Source organism: Tenacibaculum pelagium (assembly GCF_014062345.1).
Taxonomy (GTDB): Bacteria; Bacteroidota; Bacteroidia; order Flavobacteriales; family Flavobacteriaceae; genus Polaribacter; species Polaribacter pelagius.
The window spans coordinates 825,075-845,165 of sequence record NZ_JACGLS010000001.1 but is presented as its reverse complement, the minus strand read 5'-3'; the positions used below and the strand labels follow the sequence as shown (position 1 = coordinate 845,165).

The following is a 20,091-nucleotide window of genomic DNA, read 5'->3' as shown; positions in this document are numbered from 1 at the left end:
AGTTTTTATGTAAAAGGATGCAGTTAGTTTACTTTTTCACCATTAACATAAGTAGCAACCACTTTGGTGTTTGGTATTTTACTACCCTCAACCGTCATAATATCATTTTCTAGAATAATAAAATCAGCAAGTTTTCCTACTTCGATACTTCCTTTTTCATCTTCTTCGAAATTAGCATAGGCATTCCAAATGGTCATTCCTTTTAAAGCATCTTTTCTAGATAAGGCATTTTGCATTTGAAATCCTTTTTCAGGATAACCTTTTAAGTCTTTTCTAATAGTTGCTGCATAATAGGTATATAACGGGCTCACATTTTCAATAGGGAAATCTGTTCCTAATGCTACTTTACCGTATTGTTTTAATAAATTATTATAGGCGTAAGCACCTTTAATTCTTTCATGACCAACACGATCTTCAGCCCAATACATATCTGAAGTTGCATGCGTTGGTTGAATAGATGGTAATACATTTTTAAAATGATGAAAGTCGTTTAAGTCAACTATTTGCGCATGTTCTATACGCCAACGTCTATCTTTTTTGTTTTTTAAAACTTCATCATATGTTTTTAACATTACATAATTAGCAGAATCTCCAATAGCATGGGTGTTCATTTGATATTCTGAATCTGCTATTCTCTTAGCTAAACTTTGAAGATCATCATATGAGTTTACTAAAGCTCCAAAGTGTCCTTTTTTATCAGAATATTCATCTTTTAAAGTTGCGCCACGTGAGCCTAAAGCTCCATCTGAATAAACTTTTACCGAGCGTACATTTAAGCGGTCAGTTTTAATAACGCCTTTGTTGAGGTAATAATCTAGATTTTCTTTGTTGTTAGAAATCATAGCGTACATACGCATTTTTAAATCTCCCGTTTGTTGCAAGCTGTCTACTAGCTCAATAACTTGTTTGTCTAAACCAGCATCGTCAACAGTTGTTAAACCAAGGTCAAAACAGATTTTTTGAGCATCTTTTAATGCTTGTATTTGTTCTCTTTTACTTGGTTTAGGAACTTTAATAAAGTTCATGGCATTATCAATTAAAACACCAGTAAGTTTTTCGTCTTTTTTTATGAACTCTCCGCCATCAACTTTTGATTCTAAGGTAATTCCTGCTAAATCAATTGCGGCTTGATTTACTAACATTGCATGACCGTCAATTCTACGAACAGCAACGGGGATTTTAGGGAAAAGTTTGTCTAACTTTTCTTTTGTTGGAAATTCTTTTACCTCCCAATCGTTTTGATCCCAACCACGTCCAGTAATAAAAGAAGTGTTTTTTTCTTTTTGAAAAGCAACTAATTTATTTAATACTTCATCATAACTTTTAGTGCCCGTTAAATCTACTTTTTGTTGTTGTAAACCTAATCCGTAAAAATGACAATGCGCATCTATAAAACCAGGATATACTGCTTTGTTTTTTGCGTCGATAGTTTTTAGAGTAGCATATTTATTTTGAATTTCTTTATTGCTACCTACGGCAATAAATTTCCCATCTTTAATGGCAAAACTTTCAGCTTTGTCGAAATTTGAGTTTACCGTATAAGCATTTGCATTTATAACAATTACATCTGCTTTTTCTTGCTTTTTACATGAAAATAAAATTCCAATTGATAGAAGAGTAATGAATGTTTTTTTCATTTTAGTTTGATTCGTTTTTATTTTACGGTTTTAAAGTTTCGTTGTTATATAAATATTTATCCATTAAGTAAACGATACTAGCCATAGAAGCACTACCTAGTTCTAGCTCTCGCTTATTTACTTTGTCAAAAGTATCGGTTGCTGCATGATGGTAATCGAAATATCGCTGCGAATCTGGACGATATCCTACTAAAGTAACGTGGTCATCTTTTAAAGGACCAATATCAGCACCACCACCTCCAGCAGTAATATCATGTAATCCATAAGGAGCTAGGAGTTTTTTCCAGCTTTGTAATAAGGCTCTATTTTTATCATTAGCGTCAATTGAAAAACCTCTTGGAGTGTGCCCTCCAGCATCAGATTCTAAAGCACCAATATGTAATTCATCATTTTCTTTTGCTAAACGAGCATACTCAGTAGCACCGCGTAAACCATTTTCTTCGTTCATAAAAAATACAATACGAATAGTGTTTTTAGGTTTAATGTTGTTCTTTTTTAATAAGTAAGCAACTTCTAAAGATTGTACGATTCCTGTACCATCGTCATGTGCACCATCACCTAAATCCCAAGAATCTAAATGACCTCCAATTACCATAATTTTATCAGGAAATTCACTTCCTTTAATTTCTCCAACCACATTATGAGATGGAGCATCAGGTAATGTTTCACAACTTTGTTTAAAGTAGAATTTTAAGTTTGGATTCTTTTTTAAATGCTTGCTTAAGTTTTCTGCTGCTCTTGAACTAATAGCTGCTGTTGGGATATATTCTGATTCCGGAATTTCTCCATAACCCATAGACCCGGTATGAGGATAATCGTCAATTCCATTAGTCATAGAACGAACAATTACTGCTTTTGCCCCAAATTTACCTACAGTAGCTGCGCCACCGTAACGTTGTCCTACACAACCTCCATAAGCTTTAAATGTATTGATTAAAGTATTATCGAAAGCTCCATTGAAAAACACAATCATTCCTTTGGCTTTGTCTCCTAATTTTTTGGCTTCCTCTAAGCTTTTTACTTCAATAAGTTCTGCTGTAATACCTTCTTTAGGAGTCGCAATAGAACCTCCTAAAGCGCAAATAGGAACATTGATTTTTTCTCCATTGAATTCATAGTTTGCAACTTCCTTTTCTCCACGTACCCAATGCGGAACCATTACAGGTTGTAGCCAAACAGAATCTAATCCGACCTCTTTCATTAGTTGCTCTCCCCAAATAACAGATTTTGTAGCTCCTTCTGAACCTGATAATCGACTTCCGATATTTTGAGTTAAATCTCGAAGCCATTCATAGGATTTTCCTTCGGTTAAAGCTGCATTAAAAATTTGTTTTATTTGAGTAGAATCTACTTTCTCTTCGTTAGAAAGTCCAGTAAGTGTTGTGCTTGTTTTTTTCTTTTCTACCTGGCAGGATATTAAAAATAACCCTGTAATTAATAGGAGGGATGTTCTTTTCATTTATGGTTCGTTTTACAGAACCATAAATGTAAGTTTTATAATTTAGAAAAGAGAATCAAATTTCCAAGTTAACCCACCAAGAGCTTGAAACCCTTGTACGTTAAAATTGGTAAACCTTTGATAATCGTTATTTAATACATTATTTAAGTTTAAAAAGACAGAGAATGAGTCGTTAAAATGATAGCCACCATTAAAATTAACATCGAAATAACTTTTTAGACTGATTGTATTTGGCGGAGTAACTGATGGCAATGCTTCATATTCTTTTCCTTTTCGTTCTCCAACAAAAAAGAAGTTGGCACCAGCAAACCATTTGTAAGTTTTATAGGTTCCAAAAAGTTCACCTTTTATTTTTGGAGCATTCCAAGGTTCTTGTAGGTTTGCTAACGTGAATTTGTTGAATTGCGCATTCATACCTACCGTTAAGTTTTTAATTCCATTAAAGGCAGCTTCACCAAAGAAAGATATTAACTTAATGTCGTCATATTCTGTTTTAAATGAATTTCCGAATTCATAACCAAAGAAGGTAAAAGCATCTGTTCCAGCGATATTATTTCCGTTAGATTTTGATTGATTCAAACTAAAAAACGGATTGTTTTCTATCTCAGCATAACTTGCTTTGAAGTTATAACTAAACTGTGCATCTAATTTTCCTCTTATACCAGCAAAAGCATTGTATTTTTTATTGGTTTGTAATATTTGTTGAGTTGGCGAAATGTATGGATTTTTATCAGCAAGTGATTGATAAGAATTTGTTTCTAAATCTCCAGAAGCTCCTATAAATACATTTGCAAAATCTTTTACGATTGGATATGAGATTTCTACATCGGGATATATAAAGAAGTTATTGTCTTTATTTTCTAAATCTAAAGAGAAGTATGCTTTAGCTCCAAGTTGAATCGCTAAATCTTGTACAACGAATTTATATGTTGGGTGCAATCCAACTGTAAAAAAACTATGTTTTAATTGATTTCGAGCTTCGTAAGAATTTTCGAATTTACCTCCTAAATAGCTTAAAGTTGTATTGATATATAAATCATTTAATTGACGGTGAAAGTTGTCTAATGGAAATTTAAAGGTAGCATCGGCATCAATTAAAAACTCACTACTACTTAATACATCAGAAAAATAGTTTAACGAACCATTTGCTTCTTCTAAATATGAATCATCAAAATTAATGTTACCAAATATTTTAAACGAATTATAAGCTTGCTCTTCTTCAATAGCACTTATGGTAGCATCGGTAAAAGAAATATTTGTAGGTAAACCATACCAATTGTTTTTATTGCGTTCTGCATTTAAACCAGCTTTCCAATCAAAATAGCGCTCTTGTTGTGCATAAAATAAATTCAAATTAGCATTATAGAAGGTACTGCTAAGTTTTGTGTTTTCAACTGGATCTATCGATAATAGAAATTTTAAATGTGCGCCCAACTCACTATTATAACTCTCATTACGTCTTATGTAGGCTTCTAAAAAAGGAGTGATTTTATTACCAAGTCCTAAAGAAAGATAATTAGGGTAAAGTCTTTCTCGTTTGCCTAAATCAACCTTTTTCATAGTACCACTTTTTGGAATAAAAGTAGAAGCAACAGGAACGGAGAAAATGTGATATTCTAACTCCTTTTTCTGAGTTTCTTTGGTGTGTTGAATTATTGGTTTTTGCTTTATTTTAAAGGCATCTGTAATTTTAGGAACATATGAAGTTACTACATTTACAACTTCAGTTTTTATTATAGTATCTTTTGCTTTCTCTGGAGCTTTCTTTTCTTGCGAATTCGCAATTAATGTTACTAATACAGCAAGTAAAACTAGGTGCTTTTTCATCGATTTAATCATTGAGCTTTCTTTTGTTTTAAACAAATTTTAGTTTTGGTTAGTTACTGATTCGTTTGTTTTCGCTTCTTTGTTTTTAATGTTTCGAAGCTCGTTTTTAGCTTCTTCTAACACGTCTTTATATTGCGTAAAGTTTTTAATAATATTCTCTAAAATGTACGTTGCTTGGTATGCATCTTTTAAAGCATAATAATTTTTAGCCATAATTATATAACTCTTAACTCCCCAATATTTATAAGATGAGTAGTTTGCAATTAAATCTTGAATCGCTTTGTTTGAAGTTTCGTAATCTTTGTGTTCATTTAAAAAGAAAGCATTGTAGTATAAACTTTCAGCTTTTAATTCGCCAGTAGCTTTTTTACTTACTTCATTAAAAAACTCTTCAGCGGTTATAAAATCATCACTTTTAAACGAAGAACGAGCTATGATAACTTTAGCATCCTCGATAACCTTAGTGTCAACTTTATCATTGCTTAATACTTTTTCTGCATATGAAATTGCATTTGCATAATCGTCATTATTGTAATATCCTTTCATTAAATTACTTTGTGCAAAAATGATGTTTTGAGGGTAGTTTGCCTCTTTTTCTAATTGTTCAAGAACTTGCATTCCTTTATTCCAATCTTCTTTCTCTAAATAAATTTTAGCTAGTTTGGCTAAAGATTCTTCAGAGAACTCACTTTTATCTTGACTAATAACATAGGTGTAATGTGGAATAGCACTATTAAATTTATTAGTATTATTATAGGATTGTGCTAAATAAAAATGAGCCTTTAAAGCATTGATTCCTGAAGGGAAGGCTTGTAGATATTTATTAAATCCTTCTATAGCTCTAGCTGTGTTATTTTCTAAAAACTTGTTTTCAGCAGATTGATAAGTTGCATTATCAAGTTCGGCATCTGTAACATTTACAAATTTTACATTTTTAACCCATGCAGCATATTCATCAACCTTACCAATATCTATATATACATTTTTAACATTAGAAACAGCTTGTTTTGCTTCGTTTGAATTTGGGTGTTTAGCAACAATTTCTTTGTATTTTTCTAAAGCTTTTTGATTGTTATTATTATTGTAGTATAACAATCCTTGGCGTAAAAGAACATTAGGTACGTAATTACTTTTTGAATGCTTTGATAATAAGTTATTATAAGTTTCTTGGGCCTTAGTAATATTGTTCGTAGTTGTATATGTCGTCGCTAGTTGAAATAAAGCGTCGTCTTGTAACTGTGAATAAACATAATCATTAATTAGTGTTTTTAAACTTTCGATTTTTGATTCATTATTACCCATATAACCTTTGCTCATAGCTATTTGGTATTGTGCATAATCTGCGCCAACGCCACCTTCTTGTACTACTTTATTGTAAGCTTCAATAGCTTTTGTGTAATTTTTAGTAGCATAAAAAGAGTCGCCCAAACGGTTAGAAGCATCATCGTTTAAATCATTGTCATCTATTTTTTTGTCTAAAAATTGTTGAAAATGCTTTGCTGCATCATTATATCTTTTTAACTTAAAATAAGTGTAAGCAATATTGTAATCTAATTTTTTTATCTCTTCAATATCGTCTTTTGTTATTAATAGAAAACTAGCTAAAGCGTCTTCGTAATTTCCAAGTAAGTAATCTGTTTCTGCTAGCCAAAAAGTACCTTTATTACTTACCGAAGCATTTTCTGCTAAAGTGGCATTGTAAAAATATGGTTTTGCTTCTTTTAGTTTATCTTCATTAAAAAGCTGAATTCCTCTATATAATGAAACTTCATTTGCTAACTTTTTGTTTTCAGGAGAATCAGTCGTGTTTAAAAAATCTAAAGCTCCTTGATAATCCTGTTGATGTAAATAAGAAGTAATTAATAAATTACTTATTTCGGCTGTACTAGGTGAGGTAGGGTATTTTGATAAAAAACCTTTTAAAACATCAGGAACACTTTCGTAAGGATTACCTTGTTCATAACTTAATTTTGCGTAGTTTAACGAAGCACCTTCAGTAATTTTAGAGTCAAACTCCATTTCACTAGCATTTTTAAATGCATTTAGAGCTTCTGGTTTTTTCTGTAATTCTAAATAACATTCTCCTAAATGATAGTAAGCATTTTGAGCAACTTTATTATTTCCGCCTATAATTTTATTGAAATTGCTAATTGCACTTTCATAATCTTTTTGCTGGTAATAAGCGTATCCTAAATAATAATAATCGGTATTAGTCCATTTACCTCTTTTACCTTTATAGGCTTTTAAATAAGGAATTGCCTCTTCGTATTTATGAAGATTAAAATAACTTTCTCCAATAATCTTTGAAATTTGAGAAATCTCTTTTTTGTCTTTTGTTTCTTTTAGAAGTTTCTCTCCAATTTGAACAGATTTATCAAAACGTCCTGCTTTAAAACTAATATCTAGAATATAATAATTTGCTTTTGCTTGGTAAGTAGCATCGTTTGCTAGTTGACTTAAATTATCTTCAGCCTCCCCAAAATTTTCTTGTTTGTAAGCTATAAAACCGTAATAATAACGAGCATCGTTACCATAAATAGGATTTCCTAATAAGGTTTGAAAACGAGACTTAGCATCTTTTAAATAGTTTGACACTAACAATGCATATCCCATTTTATAATTCAACTCATTTTTTTCTTTTTGAGTTAATAGCTTTTCATTTACTTTTTGATACCATTTTAAGGCATGTGCAGCTTTTCTGTTCGCAAAATAATAGTTTCCAACGTTTAAAAAAGCTTTCTCAGTTTTGTTGTTGTAAGGATGATTTTTAACAAACTCAATTACTTTTTCATCTGCATCGTCTTGAATTAATTTAACAGCAGCCATAGCGTCGTAATAATCAGCATCAGCTTTTAAGTTTTGGTGATTTTCAGATTCATTAGAAACCTTTATAAACAATTGCTGTGCAGCTGCATAAGCATTGTTGTTGTATAATCGCGTGGCTTTATGAAAATCTGAACTAAGATCAGAATTAATAGCAGTTTTTTGCGCTATTATTGATGCTGAAAAGGCTAATAAAAATAATAAATAGCAGCTTTTTTTATAACAAATAAATCTCATATATTTTAGTTATCTAGAAACTATAACGTTCGTTTTTTATTTTTGTTGGGAGACTTTATATCAAAAGTAAGAAATGTTATAGAATTACATAATAAAATTTTAGATTTGTAAAAACGAATATACCTATGGCAAACCCTGTTTTACATCTTGAGAATGCAGATATTTATCAGCAAGATAGTTTAGTGTTATCAAAAGTAAATTTCACTTTAAATAAAGGAGATTTTTATTATTTGATTGGAAAAACAGGAAGCGGAAAAAGTAGTTTACTTAAAACCTTGTATGGAGATTTAAGATTACAACGTGGTTTAGGTACTATCGTCGATTTTGATTTAAAAAAAATGAAAGAAAAAGACATTCCTTTTTTAAGAAGAAAATTAGGAATCGTTTTTCAGGATTTTAAATTATTGAATGATAGAAATGTTTTTGACAATTTAGAGTTTGTTTTAAAAGCTACTGGATGGAAGAATAAAACTGATATGAAAAATAAAATTCATGAAGTTTTAGATAAGGTAGGAATGAAAGAAAAATACTACAAAAAAACATTCGAACTTTCTGGAGGAGAACAACAGCGTGTAGCGATAGCAAGAGCATTATTAAACGATCCTGAACTAATTTTAGCAGATGAGCCAACTGGGAATTTAGACCCTAAAACTTCGCTTGAAGTTATGGAGTTGTTAAATGAGATTCATAAAAGCGGTAAAACAATTTTAATGGCAACTCACGATTATCAATTAATAGTAAAGTTTAAGCAAAAAACTATTAAGTGTGAAGGAGGGGAGTTGTTCGAAGTAGTACAACAAGCAGTTTAAAAAAAAACCCACTCCAAATAAATGAAGTGGGAAAATTGCTATGAAAAACTATGAAAGAGGAACACTGCTGATGTCCCTCTGTATTAAAGACGCTTTTTTAAAGAAAATCTTACATTAAAAAATAACTTTAACATATTTTTATAAAAAGTGTACTTTTGCACCTTATGAAAAAGATTGTTAAGATTTTACTTTTTGTTTTTTTATTCTTATTTTCATTAAATAACACTTGTTTTGGGCAAACTTATATACCAGAAGATAAAGAATTAATTTTAGAAGAAATTGAAGGTAGGTATGATCATGAGCTTAGTAAAATAAGTAGTAATTATAGGTCTAAAATAAAAAAGGAGTATAAAAAAAGAAAAAAATATATAAAAGAGATTTTAACAGATAGTCTTTTTCTTTTTGATAAAAAATATTACACTTTTTTAGATTCTGTTTTAGAAAGAATTGAAAAAGGCAATCCAACCTTAAATTTAAAAAAACATAGATTTTTCTTTAGCAGAGATGCTACTCCAAACGCAGCATGTTTCGGAAATGGCGTTTTTATGTTAAACTTAGGGCTCTTTAATTTTTTAAAGAGTGAAGATGAGCTTGCTTTTATTATATGTCATGAAATAGCTCATCATGAACTAAATCATGTTAATTCAGGGATAAAAAAGCGAATTCAAACGTTTAACTCAAAAGAGATTAAAGAGAAAATAAAAAATGCGAGAGCTAAAACATATGGAAGAACATCAGCTGGGTTAAATTTATTAAAAGAAATAAGTTATGGTATGTTCAAAAATTCCAGAAAAGAAGAAATAGAAGCTGACTCTTTAGGAGTTTTACTATTTAAGAATACTAGTTATAATATAGAAGCATCTGCATTGGCTTTAAAAAGACTAAAGAGAGTTGATAATAAAGGCGTGTTTAAAGAGGATATTAAACTTGATAGTTTATTAGATTTTAAAAATTATTCATTTAAAGAATATTGGTTAGATGAAGATGAAACATTATTTGACATTAAAGAAAGAGTTGATGATTATGAATGGGATGAAGACTCTTTAAAAACACATCCAGATATAGATGAAAGGATAGAGGTAATTAAAAAATATAATTTATCTAAAAACAATAAAACAACTCCTTTTAAAGATATACAAGTATTTGCAAAAGAACAACAAATAGAATCTTTATTAGATATAGGGTCAGTAGATATATCATTATACTTATTGTTAAAAGACTTACAAACGAAAAAGAGTATTAATGATTTTATAATTATAAAGATAGCTGAAACATTTAAAAAAGTTTATGAATTGAAAATAGGGCATGAATTAGGGAGAAAAATACCTCAAACAAGTCCTTTTACAAAGGAAAGAAATTTGAACATTTTGCGTCAATTTTTACATAACTTAGAAATAAAGGAAGTGAGGAAAATTGGTTATAATTTTTGCGAAAAATATAAAGAAACAAGATTGAAAGAGAATAAGGAATTTAAATTAATAAGAGAATATTTTAAAGAACTAAATAAATAATTATGAAAAAAAAACTATACTTAGTTTTACTATTACTATGTGTTAAAGTTGTTAACGGGCAATTAAAAACTATAGAGAATATTACAAAATTTAAGGTGAAAAACTCAGGGGCATTTTTAGATGAAAATAATAGTGCAGATGGGTATTACTTTTTTTACCAAGTAGATAAATTAAAGAAAGGGAAGAGAGAATATGCTATTAATTTCTTAGATCAAAACTTAAATGATATTGCAACTAAAAAAATGATAGCTTCTAAGAGAGTTCAGTTAATTGCAAGTGGTTTTAATAATGAGGTGTCTATGTTTGTGTTTTTAGATGCTAAAGAGAAAACTTTTACTTTAAAGAGTTTTGATAAAAAAGCCAATGCGAGAGAAGATGTTGTAATTACTTTAACAAATAAACAGGCAAAAACAGTTAATACTTTTTATAAAACAGGAATGTTTCAAAATGTATTAATACCTATAAAAAACAAAGGTTTTTTAATAGTTTTAACTAATCACGATGGGAAAGGTATGGGATATACTCTTAAGTTTTTACCAACGGACTCTAATTTAAGTGAATGGGAATATAAATTCACGCCAAGTAAAGAGAATAAAGGGAACTATGGAGTGATTCCAGTGGCATTAAATAAAAATTTTATAGTTTTAAATGAGATAAAGTCTAAATTATTCTCTTCTAAAAGAGAATATAAAACTGTGGTTTTAAATAGTAATAATGGAAATAAATTATTTGAAAAACCTTATGACAAAGCGGATCCTAAGTTAATAAGTAACTCATTCATTTCAAAAGAAGAGAACGTTACAGTTTTAGGGCAATATTATAAACCAAAAGCAAAATTAGGTAAGGCTCAGAGTTTAGGATTATTTGTTGATGTTCTAGATACGAAAGGAAATATTGTTTTTAATAAAAAAATATCTTGGAAAGAAGACGTAGGTAAATTTTTACCAGTTAAGGATAACAATAAGTTAAAAGGAATTGGATTTATTTATTTTCATGACATTATTAAAACAGAAAATGGAGATTATTATGCTATTGGTGAACAGTATAAAAAAACTGTAAGCGCTATAGGTGTAGCCGGAGCTCTTTTGGGAGGGGGAAACAGCGTTACTCAATTAACAATAAAAGATGTTTACATATTTAAGTTTGATAAAGATTTTAACTTAGAAGATGTAAAGACGTTTGAAAAAGGTATTTCAAGAGTGCAAAATTTATATGATTACGGTAGCCCTCAGTTCAGTGCTTTTATGATAAAAGCTATTGGAGGTTTTGATTATGTAAACTCTCAATTAGACAAGAGAAGGGATAGGTTTTATGCTAATTTTATAGATTATGAAAGAGGTGATAAAAACTCTAAAAGCCAATTAGTTTTTAAAACAATAATTCATAGTGACGGAGAACTTTCTGAGGATAAAGTTGTTTTACCTACAAAGAGAAAATACTTTAGAGTTTTGCCTGGTAAATTAGGGCATGTTTTAATTTTAGAATATGATAGAAAAAAGAAAACAACAACTTTACATATAGAAAAACTTAATATTAAATAAGTATTATCTTAAAATAAAAAAGTCCCAATAAATTTTTATTGGGACTTTTTTATTTTAAGATATATTCTATAACTCTAAAGAAGAGTTATTGTTTTTAACAGCTTCAGCAGAAGCAGCTAAGTGTTCTTTTTCAGCATCAGATAAATTAATATTAACGATTTTTTCTATTCCGTTTTTACCTAATACTACTGGTACTCCGATACATAAATCAGATAACCCATATTCACCATCTAATAAAGCAGAACAAGGGAATATTTTTTTAGTATCACAAGCAATTGCTTGAACCATTCCAGAAACAGCAGCACCTGGAGCATACCAAGCAGAAGTTCCTAATAACCCAGTTAATGTAGCTCCACCAACTTTAGTATCTTGCTTTACTTGCTCTAATCTTTCTTCTGATAAAAATTCAGAAACTGGTACAGAGTTACGAGTAGCTAAACGAGTTAAAGGAACCATTCCTTTATCAGAGTGACCACCGATAACCATTCCGTCAACATCAGAAATTGGTGCTTCTAATGCTTCCGCTAAACGGTATTTGAAACGAGCAGAATCTAAAGCTCCACCCATACCGATAATTCTATTTTTAGGTAATCCAGTTGTTTTGTGTACTAAATAGGTCATTGTATCCATAGGGTTAGATACTACGATGATGATAGTGTTTGGAGAATGTTCGATTAAACTAGCAGAAACCATTTTTACAATACCTGCATTAATACCTAATAACTCGTCACGAGACATACCTGGTTTACGTGCAATACCTGAAGTAATAACACAAACATCAGATCCAGCAGTTTTGCTATAATCTCCAGTAGTTCCAGTAATTTTAGTATCGAAACCATTTAAAGAAGCAGTTTGCATTAAATCCATAGCTTTACCTTCAGCAAAACCTTCTTTAATATCTACTAATACAACTTCTGATGCGAAATTTTTAATAGCAATGTACTCTGCGCAACTTGCACCTACAGCACCTGCTCCTACAACTGTTACTTTCATTTTATATTTTTTTAATTGTGATGATTAATTTAAGATGCACAAAAATAGCGATTTGACTATCGATATAAAAGTAAAACCCCATTGAAATTTCAATGGGGTTTTAGTAATAATTAAATTATCTATAATTGTTAAAACTTATAAGCAGAGATTAAATGATTATTTTCGTTAACAAACACATTGTTGTCTACTTTATCAATCACATAATTAGGTGTTTTATCTAACAAGTCAATTTGATTTTCAATCACCCCAGTTTTCTTGTTGATTTTTAATATTTTATGAATGTTAGGTAAATTTTCTCTTTTAACTTTTGTTACTATAAACTGACTATCTTTAAGACTTTTTGAGTTAAAAAACCTCCTCGAACTTACGCTAAATACCTCTTGCATATTATCTTCGTCTGGGCCAACATATAAACCTACAATTTCTGAACTTTTTGAGGTTCCATCAGTTTGGTCTTTAGAAGTTCTATAAGCTCCGTTAGATAAACTGCTTAACATTTCTATGTTATCCATAGATCCTTTTATGTCGAAATCTACACCAGCAATAGCTAATCCAATTTGGGCTACACCAATTAAACCATCAACAGTAGAAGCTGGTTTGTAATATGAAGAATACTTTACTTCTCCATTAGGCTTTAATAAAGACATATGTTGAGGTGTGTTTAATAAATATCCTTCACCCTTTATGTACTCAGCTACTAGTGGGGTCTTTCTTTTTACATTTTCTAGTTTTACATCTTCTGCAAATAAATTAATTTCTCCAGTATTTAAATCGAACTTGTACCCTTTTTTATTTTCAAAAAGTACAACCTTATTTTCTTCTTCATCAAAAGTAACTGCAGGAATTGATTTGAATTTAACATCTCTTCTCCACACATCTTTTCCTTTATTATAATCAAGAATATTAGATCTTTCGGTTGAAATATATAATACGCCCTTATCGGTAGGAGTTGCGTAATAAGCATATCCATCTACATTAGTGTCCCATATTTTCTTACCTTCGTTTGAAACTAATGCAATAGAGCTCTTTTTTTCATCTTTACCAACGGCAATCATTCCTTTTTTATGAGGAATAACTTCATTTAAGTTGTCAATTTTAAAGCTTTTTTTCCATTTAAATAAGTTTGTCTCCGGATCGATAATATTAAACCCTTCGGTTTCTACTAGTATTAGATTTCCTGATTCATCTGGCATTACATTTATTAATGTACCTCTTAATTTTAACTTTCCAGGTGTGATATCTTCTCCGCTGTCAGGGTTGAAAATCTTTAATTTATTAGATTTTTTAATACCAACATATAAACTGTTGTTTTTATCAGAATACACTAAAGCCTTAACTTTCTTTTTTGATTCGTTCTTCCAAGTAATTTTTCCGTCATCAAAGTTAATTGCATAAATTTCGTTTTTGATACCTAATATTAAATTGTTTTTTTGAGTAAAAATAGGCCCATGATCAATAAATGAATTTCCTAATAACCTTTTAAAAAGACCACTGCTTTTTCCTAAATCAGTAATCCAGTTAACTTTGTTTTTAGCTAAACTAAAACTCATTAATTTTCTATCCTTATTTTCTAGAAGTTCAAAAAGAATTACACCTTTATCATGTAGTATTGTATAGTCTTTTATTCTATAACCTTTGTCTTTTGTGTCAAAAATTATAGCACCATTACTAGAATTAAGGATTAGTCCTCTTGTTTTACCTACAACTGGAGTGTATTCTATATAGAAATATGGTAGTCCGTCAATATTTAAAAAAGTATTTTTATCAATAGCTTTTAATTCTTTATTGTGCCAAATAGTTTCGCCAGTTTTGTTATTCATTGCTAACAAACCCTTAGCTCCAGAGGCAATGATATTTCCGTCATTTGATTGTTTTATCCATCCAACTTGATATAGTTCAGATTTAAGGTCTTTTTCCCATTTTTTTTCTTGAGAATAATTAGCGAATACTATTAGTGTAAATAGTAAAATAAAAATTTTTGTTTTCATAATTTTTTAACGTGAGAGGTTGATTTTAATAAATAAAGTCCGAAAATATAAAATAAAAAAGAACCTTACTGAATAAGTAAGGTTCTTTTTATAATTGTTTTTAACAAGTTAGACTATCTAAAGCTAAATGCAATACCTGCATTTACATTGCTATAGTCTTGCATGGTATAACTTCCAAATATTTTAAAGAATCCTAAGCTTAAACGAGCACCAACAGTTGCGTTAAAACTACCAGCATCCGATTTTAAAGATAAAGGATTTGGAACGTTAGTTGTTTGCCCTCCATCATAATTTAATTGATAGTTTCCTAATATGTTTAATTTAGTATTTCCTCCGTTATACCCTACACCTCCATAAAAATTTATTACAGGCAAATTTAGTGAGGCAATAGCTTGTATAGTATAAGAGTTCAATTTAAACTCTGCTTCTGCATTTGGTGAAGATACATTACCAGTTATATTACCTATTTCATAATCTACATTCATGTTGGTATATGCAGCTAATAAAGAAATATGCAAAGGAGTTTTGTCCATTGGCCCGAACCAATCAGTGATTTCTTTTTTAAGACCTAATCCAAATAAACCAGCTTTTACATCATCAGAACCTACTTTAGGAACAAAACGTAACATTGCTTCTAATTTAAAAGGTAATCCTAATCCAATTTGAACTGCTGGAGCTGGAGTTATGTTTAAACCTTCTCCACCTGGCATATCAAAAGTTACAGAAACAGGTTGATTAATACCTTCTACTTCTCCTGAGAAAGTTAAGTTAGCTCCATTGATATTGTCATCAGCTGCAATTGTTGGAGAAGTTGTATTTCCGTTAAGGTTGAAGTTTTCTAACCCTAGTTTAGTAAGATTGAAAATTTCATCTTTAGAAGGAACAAAAGATCCACTAGCTCCAATAGTAATATCAAACCCTAATTTTTTATGAACTTTAGCTGTATGGTACCATCCATTGTTCATACTAAAGACTAATCCTTTCATAACAGGATTCATATAAGCTGTCATAAGCTTGTTAGTGTCATTACCAGCTAAAAGTATTGTTTCTAATTCTTGTGCTTTTGAATTAAAAGTTAAAGCAAAAATGGTTAAAAGGGATAAAGTAATTTTTTTCATTTTACTGAGTTTGTTATTTGAGGCAAATGTATGAAAAACTGATAATTATCCTAATTAAAAAAGCTCAATCATAATCGATTGAGCTTTTATTTTTTAGTATTCTATAAGAGTTTTATGCATCAATATTTGCATATTTTGCATTGCGCTCGATAAAGTCTCTACGTGGAGGAACTTCATCTCCCATTAGCATTGAGAATACTCTATCTGCTTCTGTACCGCTATCAATTACAACTTGACGTAAAGTTCTGAATTCAGGATTCATAGTTGTATCCCATAATTGTTCAGCATTCATCTCTCCAAGACCCTTATAACGTTGAATATTTACAGAACCACCCATTTTTTGAGCGATTAAATCACGTTGATTATCATCCCAAGCATATTCACGTTTTTGACCTTTTTTAACTAAATATAAAGGAGGTGTAGCAATGTAGATATAACCTTGCTCTACCATATCACGCATATATCTAAAGAAGAATGTTAAAATTAAAGTGGCAATATGCGATCCATCTACATCGGCATCACACATAATAACTACTTTATGGTAACGTAGTTTAGATAAGTTTAAAGCACGTGGGTCTTCTTCTGTTCCGATTGAAACCCCTAAGGCAGTAAACATGTTTTTGATTTCTTCATTTTCAAAAACCTTGTGTTGCATTGCTTTTTCAACATTTAAGATTTTACCTCTTAAAGGAAGAATTGCTTGGAAGTTACGATCACGACCTTGTTTAGCAGTACCACCTGCCGAATCTCCCTCGACTAAGAAGATTTCACATTGAGCAGGATCAGTTTCAGAACAATCAGATAGTTTACCAGGTAAACCACCAATACTCATTACGGTTTTACGTTGCACCATTTCACGTGCTTTACGAGCTGCGTGACGTGCTTGTGCTGCTAAAATTACTTTTTGTACAATTGTTTTAGCGTCGTTAGGGTTTTCTTCTAAATAATTAGTTAACATTTCAGCTACAGCCTGAGATACAGCAGAGCTTACTTCACGGTTTCCTAATTTAGTTTTTGTTTGACCTTCAAATTGAGGTTCTGCAACTTTTACAGAAACAATAGCTGTTAATCCTTCACGAAAATCATCTCCAGCAATATCAAATTTTACATTTTTAAGTAAACCAGATTCATCAGCATACTTTTTTAAAGTGTGCGTTAATCCACGACGGAAACCAGATAAATGTGTTCCACCTTCGTGTGTATTAATGTTGTTTACATATGAGTGTAAGTTTTCTGAATATGAAGTGTTATAAACCATAGCAACTTCAACAGGAATTCCGTTTTTCTCGCCTTCCATTGCAATTACACCAGCGGTTAATTGCTCACGAGTAGAATCTAAATACTTAACAAATTCTGATAATCCTTCAGTAGAGTGGAATGTTTCAGAAATGTCATTTCCTTCATCATCTTTATTACGTTTATCAGTTAAAGTAATCGTAATTCCTTTATTCAAATAAGATAACTCACGCATACGTGCTGCTAACGTATCGTAGTTGTATTCTGTTGTTTGTTGAAAGATAGATTTATCTGGTAAAAAGGTTACAATTGTACCAGTAAAATCAGTTTCTCCAATTGTTTTAACTGGATATAAGGTTTTACCTCTTTCGTATTCTTGTTGCCAAATTTTACCTTCTTTATGTACTGTAGCTGTTAAGTGATCTGATAATGCATTCACACAAGAAACACCAACACCGTGTAAACCACCAGAAACTTTATAAGAGTCTTTATCGAATTTACCTCCAGCACCAATTTTAGTCATTACAACTTGAAGTGCAGAAACTCCTTCTTTTTTATGAATTCCAACAGGAATACCACGACCATTATCTTTTGTGGTAATAGAATTATCTTCATTGATTGTTACGTCAATTCTATCACAATGACCCGCTAAAGCTTCATCGATAGAGTTATCTACAACTTCATATACTAAGTGGTGTAACCCACGAACTCCAACATCTCCAATATACATTGATGGACGCATACGTACGTGCTCCATTCCTTCCAGTGCCTGAATACTGGAAGCGTCATAATTATGTTTTTTTTCTTCGCTCATTATAAAGTGAATTAAATTATAGTCATTAACATGAAAAAATCGCCCGAAAGCGACTTTTGTTGTCTTACAAATTTACAAAAAAATAAAAGGAATATAAAGTTTTTAAGCGGTTAGATAGTGAAATTATCAACATTTGTTAAAAAGATAAAAGTGTCTTAAATGAGCTTAAAATGCCTTTATGCCGAAAATGGTGAATCAATTAATGCTTTTGTTTATTGTGAATAACAGAAAGTTGCTTAGGGAAGAGATTTTGCTAATGTAGGAAAGTTTAATTGTTGATCATTTTTTATTTAAAAAGCTAGATTAGAGCTTAAAGCTAATTCTCTAGGAGAGATCCCAAACTTCTTTTTAAAGCAGTTTGAAAAGTATGAGCTACTACTAAAACCTGAGTTAATTGATATTTGAGAAATAGAACTATGATTTTTATTTAATGAGTTAAGTGAGCTTTTAAGTCTATATTCTTTTAGAAGTGCGTTAATAGACATTCCGGTGAGTGATTTACAGTTTCTGTATAATTTCGTTTTACTCATCATTATGCTTTTGCAAAAATCGGGGATGTTAAACTTAGAATTATGATAGTTTTTATCTAGCGTAGCTGCTAAAGAAAATAAAAAGTTTTCTTGCTGAATGTTCAGTTTTCTAGTTTTTAGACCATTGTTGGAATATGAATGGTTAATGTTAGAAGAAATTAAAAGTTCATTCTGATTGCATAGAAAAAACAAGAAATTTAATAATTTAGGTATTTTTTGAGATAAAATTTGCTCTTTATAGTTATTAGGTTCACTAAACAAAGCAATGCGAAAATTGATGTTACTATATTTTCTTAATAGTTTTTTTTGAATCAAATAAGCACAACGAATAGCTTTTTGGCATGATGTAAATTCAGCGATGTTGTTATTTTCCTCAGATGAATCTATTTTAATTCCATTATAACTGTTTATATAATTATTTAAATCCTTTTTTTTGTCTAATAGTAGTTTTGAGGATTTTTCTAGCCCAATTTTATATTCAAGTAAGCTTTTATTTAATGTTTTTACTATTAAAAAAACCGGATAGGTTTTAACTTCTAAAGATTCAGTTTGAACAGATTTTATTTTTTGTTGACTATTTAAAAATGCATTAACTAAATCATTATTTACGCTACTTATTTTATAAGGATATAATTTAAAAAAATTAAAATATAATTGGATTATTGCTTTTTTGTTAATAGCTCTTATAAGATAAAAGACGCTATTCTTTTTATTATCTACCCAATATTCTATGCACTTTCTATGAAATTTACTTTTTTGGTTTAAATAGTAAGTTACTGCTAAATTTATGGCAGTTTTATCATTTGTTATATGTTGTACCATATAAATGGGCATATGTAAAAATAACAACTAGTCATTTAATATTTTGTTAACTAGTTGTTAAAGGGGGATTTTAGAACTTAAAAGGGTGTTTTTACAAAAAAAACTAGAGCATAATTTAATATTAGCTCTAGTCTAGTTATATGAAATGATAGTTTTATGATTAGTATATATTTCCGTTGTAACCAAGTTTTAGGTTTTTTTTATTTCCGTCTTTTCTTATTTGTACCCTAAACAATTTTCTTGCATCTTTATTGTTTTTATAGCTTACTAAATATACATCCTTATGTATTACCCAATTTGGGTACTTCTCCCAAATAGCTTCTCTTACTGTTTTAGGTAATAAAATGTTTTTGTATTTTTCTACAGATTTTAATATTTTTCCTTCAGAATCATAAGTTGCGGTAATTAAACCTGTACTGCCACCTTCTGTTTTTGCTTTGAATACAACTTCATAAGCTTCGAATTCTCTATCGAAGATTGGGTCTTCAGTAATATCATATCTTGCAGCTTCATTTTCTAATGCCACAGCTACCTCAGGAGTGTTTTTGTCTTGCACATTTTTGAGGTAACTAAGATTTAGAGGTTTAATCGTTACAGCTTCAAGAGTAATGTTAGGAGTTCCATTCTCGACTTGAGAATGCGTAAGGCTGGTTAGACCTAAAAAAAGAAAACCGATTACTAATTTTTTCATTATATTAAGTTTTATGGTTAAAAAATAATTATGAGAGGTTAGTAATATCAACTAC

Annotated in this window: 13 protein-coding genes; 3 read left to right on the top strand and 10 right to left on the bottom strand. The window is 30.2% G+C overall.

The window, feature by feature from the left end; translation table 11 throughout:
• Positions 1–23: 23 nt before the first annotated feature.
• Genes H3Z83_RS04040 through H3Z83_RS04025 form a run of 4 tightly spaced genes read right to left on the bottom strand, consistent with a single transcriptional unit; the run spans position 24 to position 7,983 of the window.
• Positions 24–1,637 carry an amidohydrolase gene (locus H3Z83_RS04040; RefSeq protein ID WP_182124178.1) on the bottom strand — a complete coding sequence of 538 codons (1,614 nt, stop codon included), beginning with the start codon at positions 1,635–1,637 and terminating at the stop codon, positions 24–26.
• Between the two features lie 22 nt (positions 1,638–1,659).
• Positions 1,660–3,096: a M20/M25/M40 family metallo-hydrolase gene (locus H3Z83_RS04035; protein WP_182124177.1), complete on the bottom strand. Its 1,437-nt coding sequence runs from the start codon at positions 3,094–3,096 to the stop codon at positions 1,660–1,662.
• A gap of 42 nt (positions 3,097–3,138) precedes the next feature.
• The gene (locus H3Z83_RS04030) at positions 3,139–4,923 is read right to left on the bottom strand and encodes a TonB-dependent receptor (RefSeq protein WP_182124176.1); all 1,785 of its coding nucleotides are present in this window, start codon (positions 4,921–4,923) and stop codon (positions 3,139–3,141) included.
• A gap of 39 nt (positions 4,924–4,962) precedes the next feature.
• The gene (locus tag H3Z83_RS04025; RefSeq protein ID WP_182124175.1) at positions 4,963–7,983 is read right to left on the bottom strand and encodes a tetratricopeptide repeat protein; all 3,021 of its coding nucleotides are present in this window, start codon (positions 7,981–7,983) and stop codon (positions 4,963–4,965) included.
• 125 nt (positions 7,984–8,108) lie between these two features.
• On the opposite strand from H3Z83_RS04025, the gene H3Z83_RS04020 reads away from it, so the two are divergent.
• The 3 genes from H3Z83_RS04020 to H3Z83_RS04010 all read left to right on the top strand — a co-directional run bounded on the left by H3Z83_RS04020 (position 8,109) and on the right by H3Z83_RS04010 (position 11,844).
• On the top strand, positions 8,109–8,792 hold the full coding sequence (locus tag H3Z83_RS04020) for a cell division ATP-binding protein FtsE (protein WP_182124174.1): 684 nt from the start codon (positions 8,109–8,111) through the stop codon (positions 8,790–8,792).
• A 164-nt stretch (positions 8,793–8,956) separates the two neighbouring features.
• Positions 8,957–10,303 carry a M48 family metallopeptidase gene (locus H3Z83_RS04015; protein WP_182124173.1) on the top strand — a complete coding sequence of 449 codons (1,347 nt, stop codon included), beginning with the start codon at positions 8,957–8,959 and terminating at the stop codon, positions 10,301–10,303.
• Between the two features lie 2 nt (positions 10,304–10,305).
• A complete protein-coding gene (locus H3Z83_RS04010; RefSeq protein ID WP_182124172.1) occupies positions 10,306–11,844 on the top strand; it encodes a DUF6770 family protein in 1,539 nt (512 codons plus the stop codon).
• Positions 11,845–11,910: 66 nt separating this feature from the next.
• Here the strand turns inward: H3Z83_RS04010 and mdh are convergent, their stop codons facing one another.
• From mdh to H3Z83_RS03980, 6 genes are all read right to left on the bottom strand, one after another.
• The gene (gene mdh, locus H3Z83_RS04005; protein WP_182124171.1) at positions 11,911–12,837 is read right to left on the bottom strand and encodes a malate dehydrogenase; all 927 of its coding nucleotides are present in this window, start codon (positions 12,835–12,837) and stop codon (positions 11,911–11,913) included.
• A gap of 128 nt (positions 12,838–12,965) precedes the next feature.
• Positions 12,966–14,825 (bottom strand): PQQ-binding-like beta-propeller repeat protein, encoded by a 1,860-nt coding sequence (locus H3Z83_RS04000; RefSeq protein WP_182124170.1) that lies wholly within the window; start codon positions 14,823–14,825, stop codon positions 12,966–12,968.
• Positions 14,826–14,938: 113 nt separating this feature from the next.
• Positions 14,939–15,943: a DUF6588 family protein gene (locus H3Z83_RS03995; protein WP_182124169.1), complete on the bottom strand. Its 1,005-nt coding sequence runs from the start codon at positions 15,941–15,943 to the stop codon at positions 14,939–14,941.
• 112 nt (positions 15,944–16,055) lie between these two features.
• Positions 16,056–17,993 (bottom strand): DNA topoisomerase (ATP-hydrolyzing) subunit B, encoded by a 1,938-nt coding sequence (gyrB, locus tag H3Z83_RS03990; protein ID WP_182124168.1) that lies wholly within the window; start codon positions 17,991–17,993, stop codon positions 16,056–16,058.
• Positions 17,994–18,283: 290 nt separating this feature from the next.
• Positions 18,284–19,345: a helix-turn-helix domain-containing protein gene (locus H3Z83_RS03985; RefSeq protein ID WP_182124167.1), complete on the bottom strand. Its 1,062-nt coding sequence runs from the start codon at positions 19,343–19,345 to the stop codon at positions 18,284–18,286.
• A 160-nt stretch (positions 19,346–19,505) separates the two neighbouring features.
• A complete protein-coding gene (locus H3Z83_RS03980; protein ID WP_182124166.1) occupies positions 19,506–20,036 on the bottom strand; it encodes a hypothetical protein in 531 nt (176 codons plus the stop codon).
• Positions 20,037–20,091 lie beyond the last annotated feature (55 nt).

Excerpts from the sequence above, each read along its gene's own strand:
- H3Z83_RS03980 (WP_182124166.1), bottom strand. The coding sequence starts at position 20,036 with ATGAAAAAATTAGTAATCGGTTTTCTTTTTTTAGGTCTAACCAGCCTT.
- mdh (WP_182124171.1), bottom strand. The coding sequence starts at position 12,837 with ATGAAAGTAACAGTTGTAGGAGCAGGTGCTGTAGGTGCAAGTTGCGCA.
- H3Z83_RS04040 (WP_182124178.1), bottom strand. The coding sequence starts at position 1,637 with ATGAAAAAAACATTCATTACTCTTCTATCAATTGGAATTTTATTTTCA.
- H3Z83_RS04020 (WP_182124174.1), top strand. The coding sequence starts at position 8,109 with ATGGCAAACCCTGTTTTACATCTTGAGAATGCAGATATTTATCAGCAA.
- H3Z83_RS04025 (WP_182124175.1), bottom strand. The coding sequence starts at position 7,983 with ATGAGATTTATTTGTTATAAAAAAAGCTGCTATTTATTATTTTTATTA.
- H3Z83_RS04030 (WP_182124176.1), bottom strand. The coding sequence starts at position 4,923 with ATGAAAAAGCACCTAGTTTTACTTGCTGTATTAGTAACATTAATTGCG.
- H3Z83_RS04000 (WP_182124170.1), bottom strand. The coding sequence starts at position 14,825 with ATGAAAACAAAAATTTTTATTTTACTATTTACACTAATAGTATTCGCT.
- H3Z83_RS03995 (WP_182124169.1), bottom strand. The coding sequence starts at position 15,943 with ATGAAAAAAATTACTTTATCCCTTTTAACCATTTTTGCTTTAACTTTT.
- H3Z83_RS04035 (WP_182124177.1), bottom strand. The coding sequence starts at position 3,096 with ATGAAAAGAACATCCCTCCTATTAATTACAGGGTTATTTTTAATATCC.
- H3Z83_RS04015 (WP_182124173.1), top strand. The coding sequence starts at position 8,957 with ATGAAAAAGATTGTTAAGATTTTACTTTTTGTTTTTTTATTCTTATTT.
- H3Z83_RS04010 (WP_182124172.1), top strand. The coding sequence starts at position 10,306 with ATGAAAAAAAAACTATACTTAGTTTTACTATTACTATGTGTTAAAGTT.
- gyrB (WP_182124168.1), bottom strand. The coding sequence starts at position 17,993 with ATGAGCGAAGAAAAAAAACATAATTATGACGCTTCCAGTATTCAGGCA.
- H3Z83_RS03985 (WP_182124167.1), bottom strand. The coding sequence starts at position 19,345 with ATGGTACAACATATAACAAATGATAAAACTGCCATAAATTTAGCAGTA.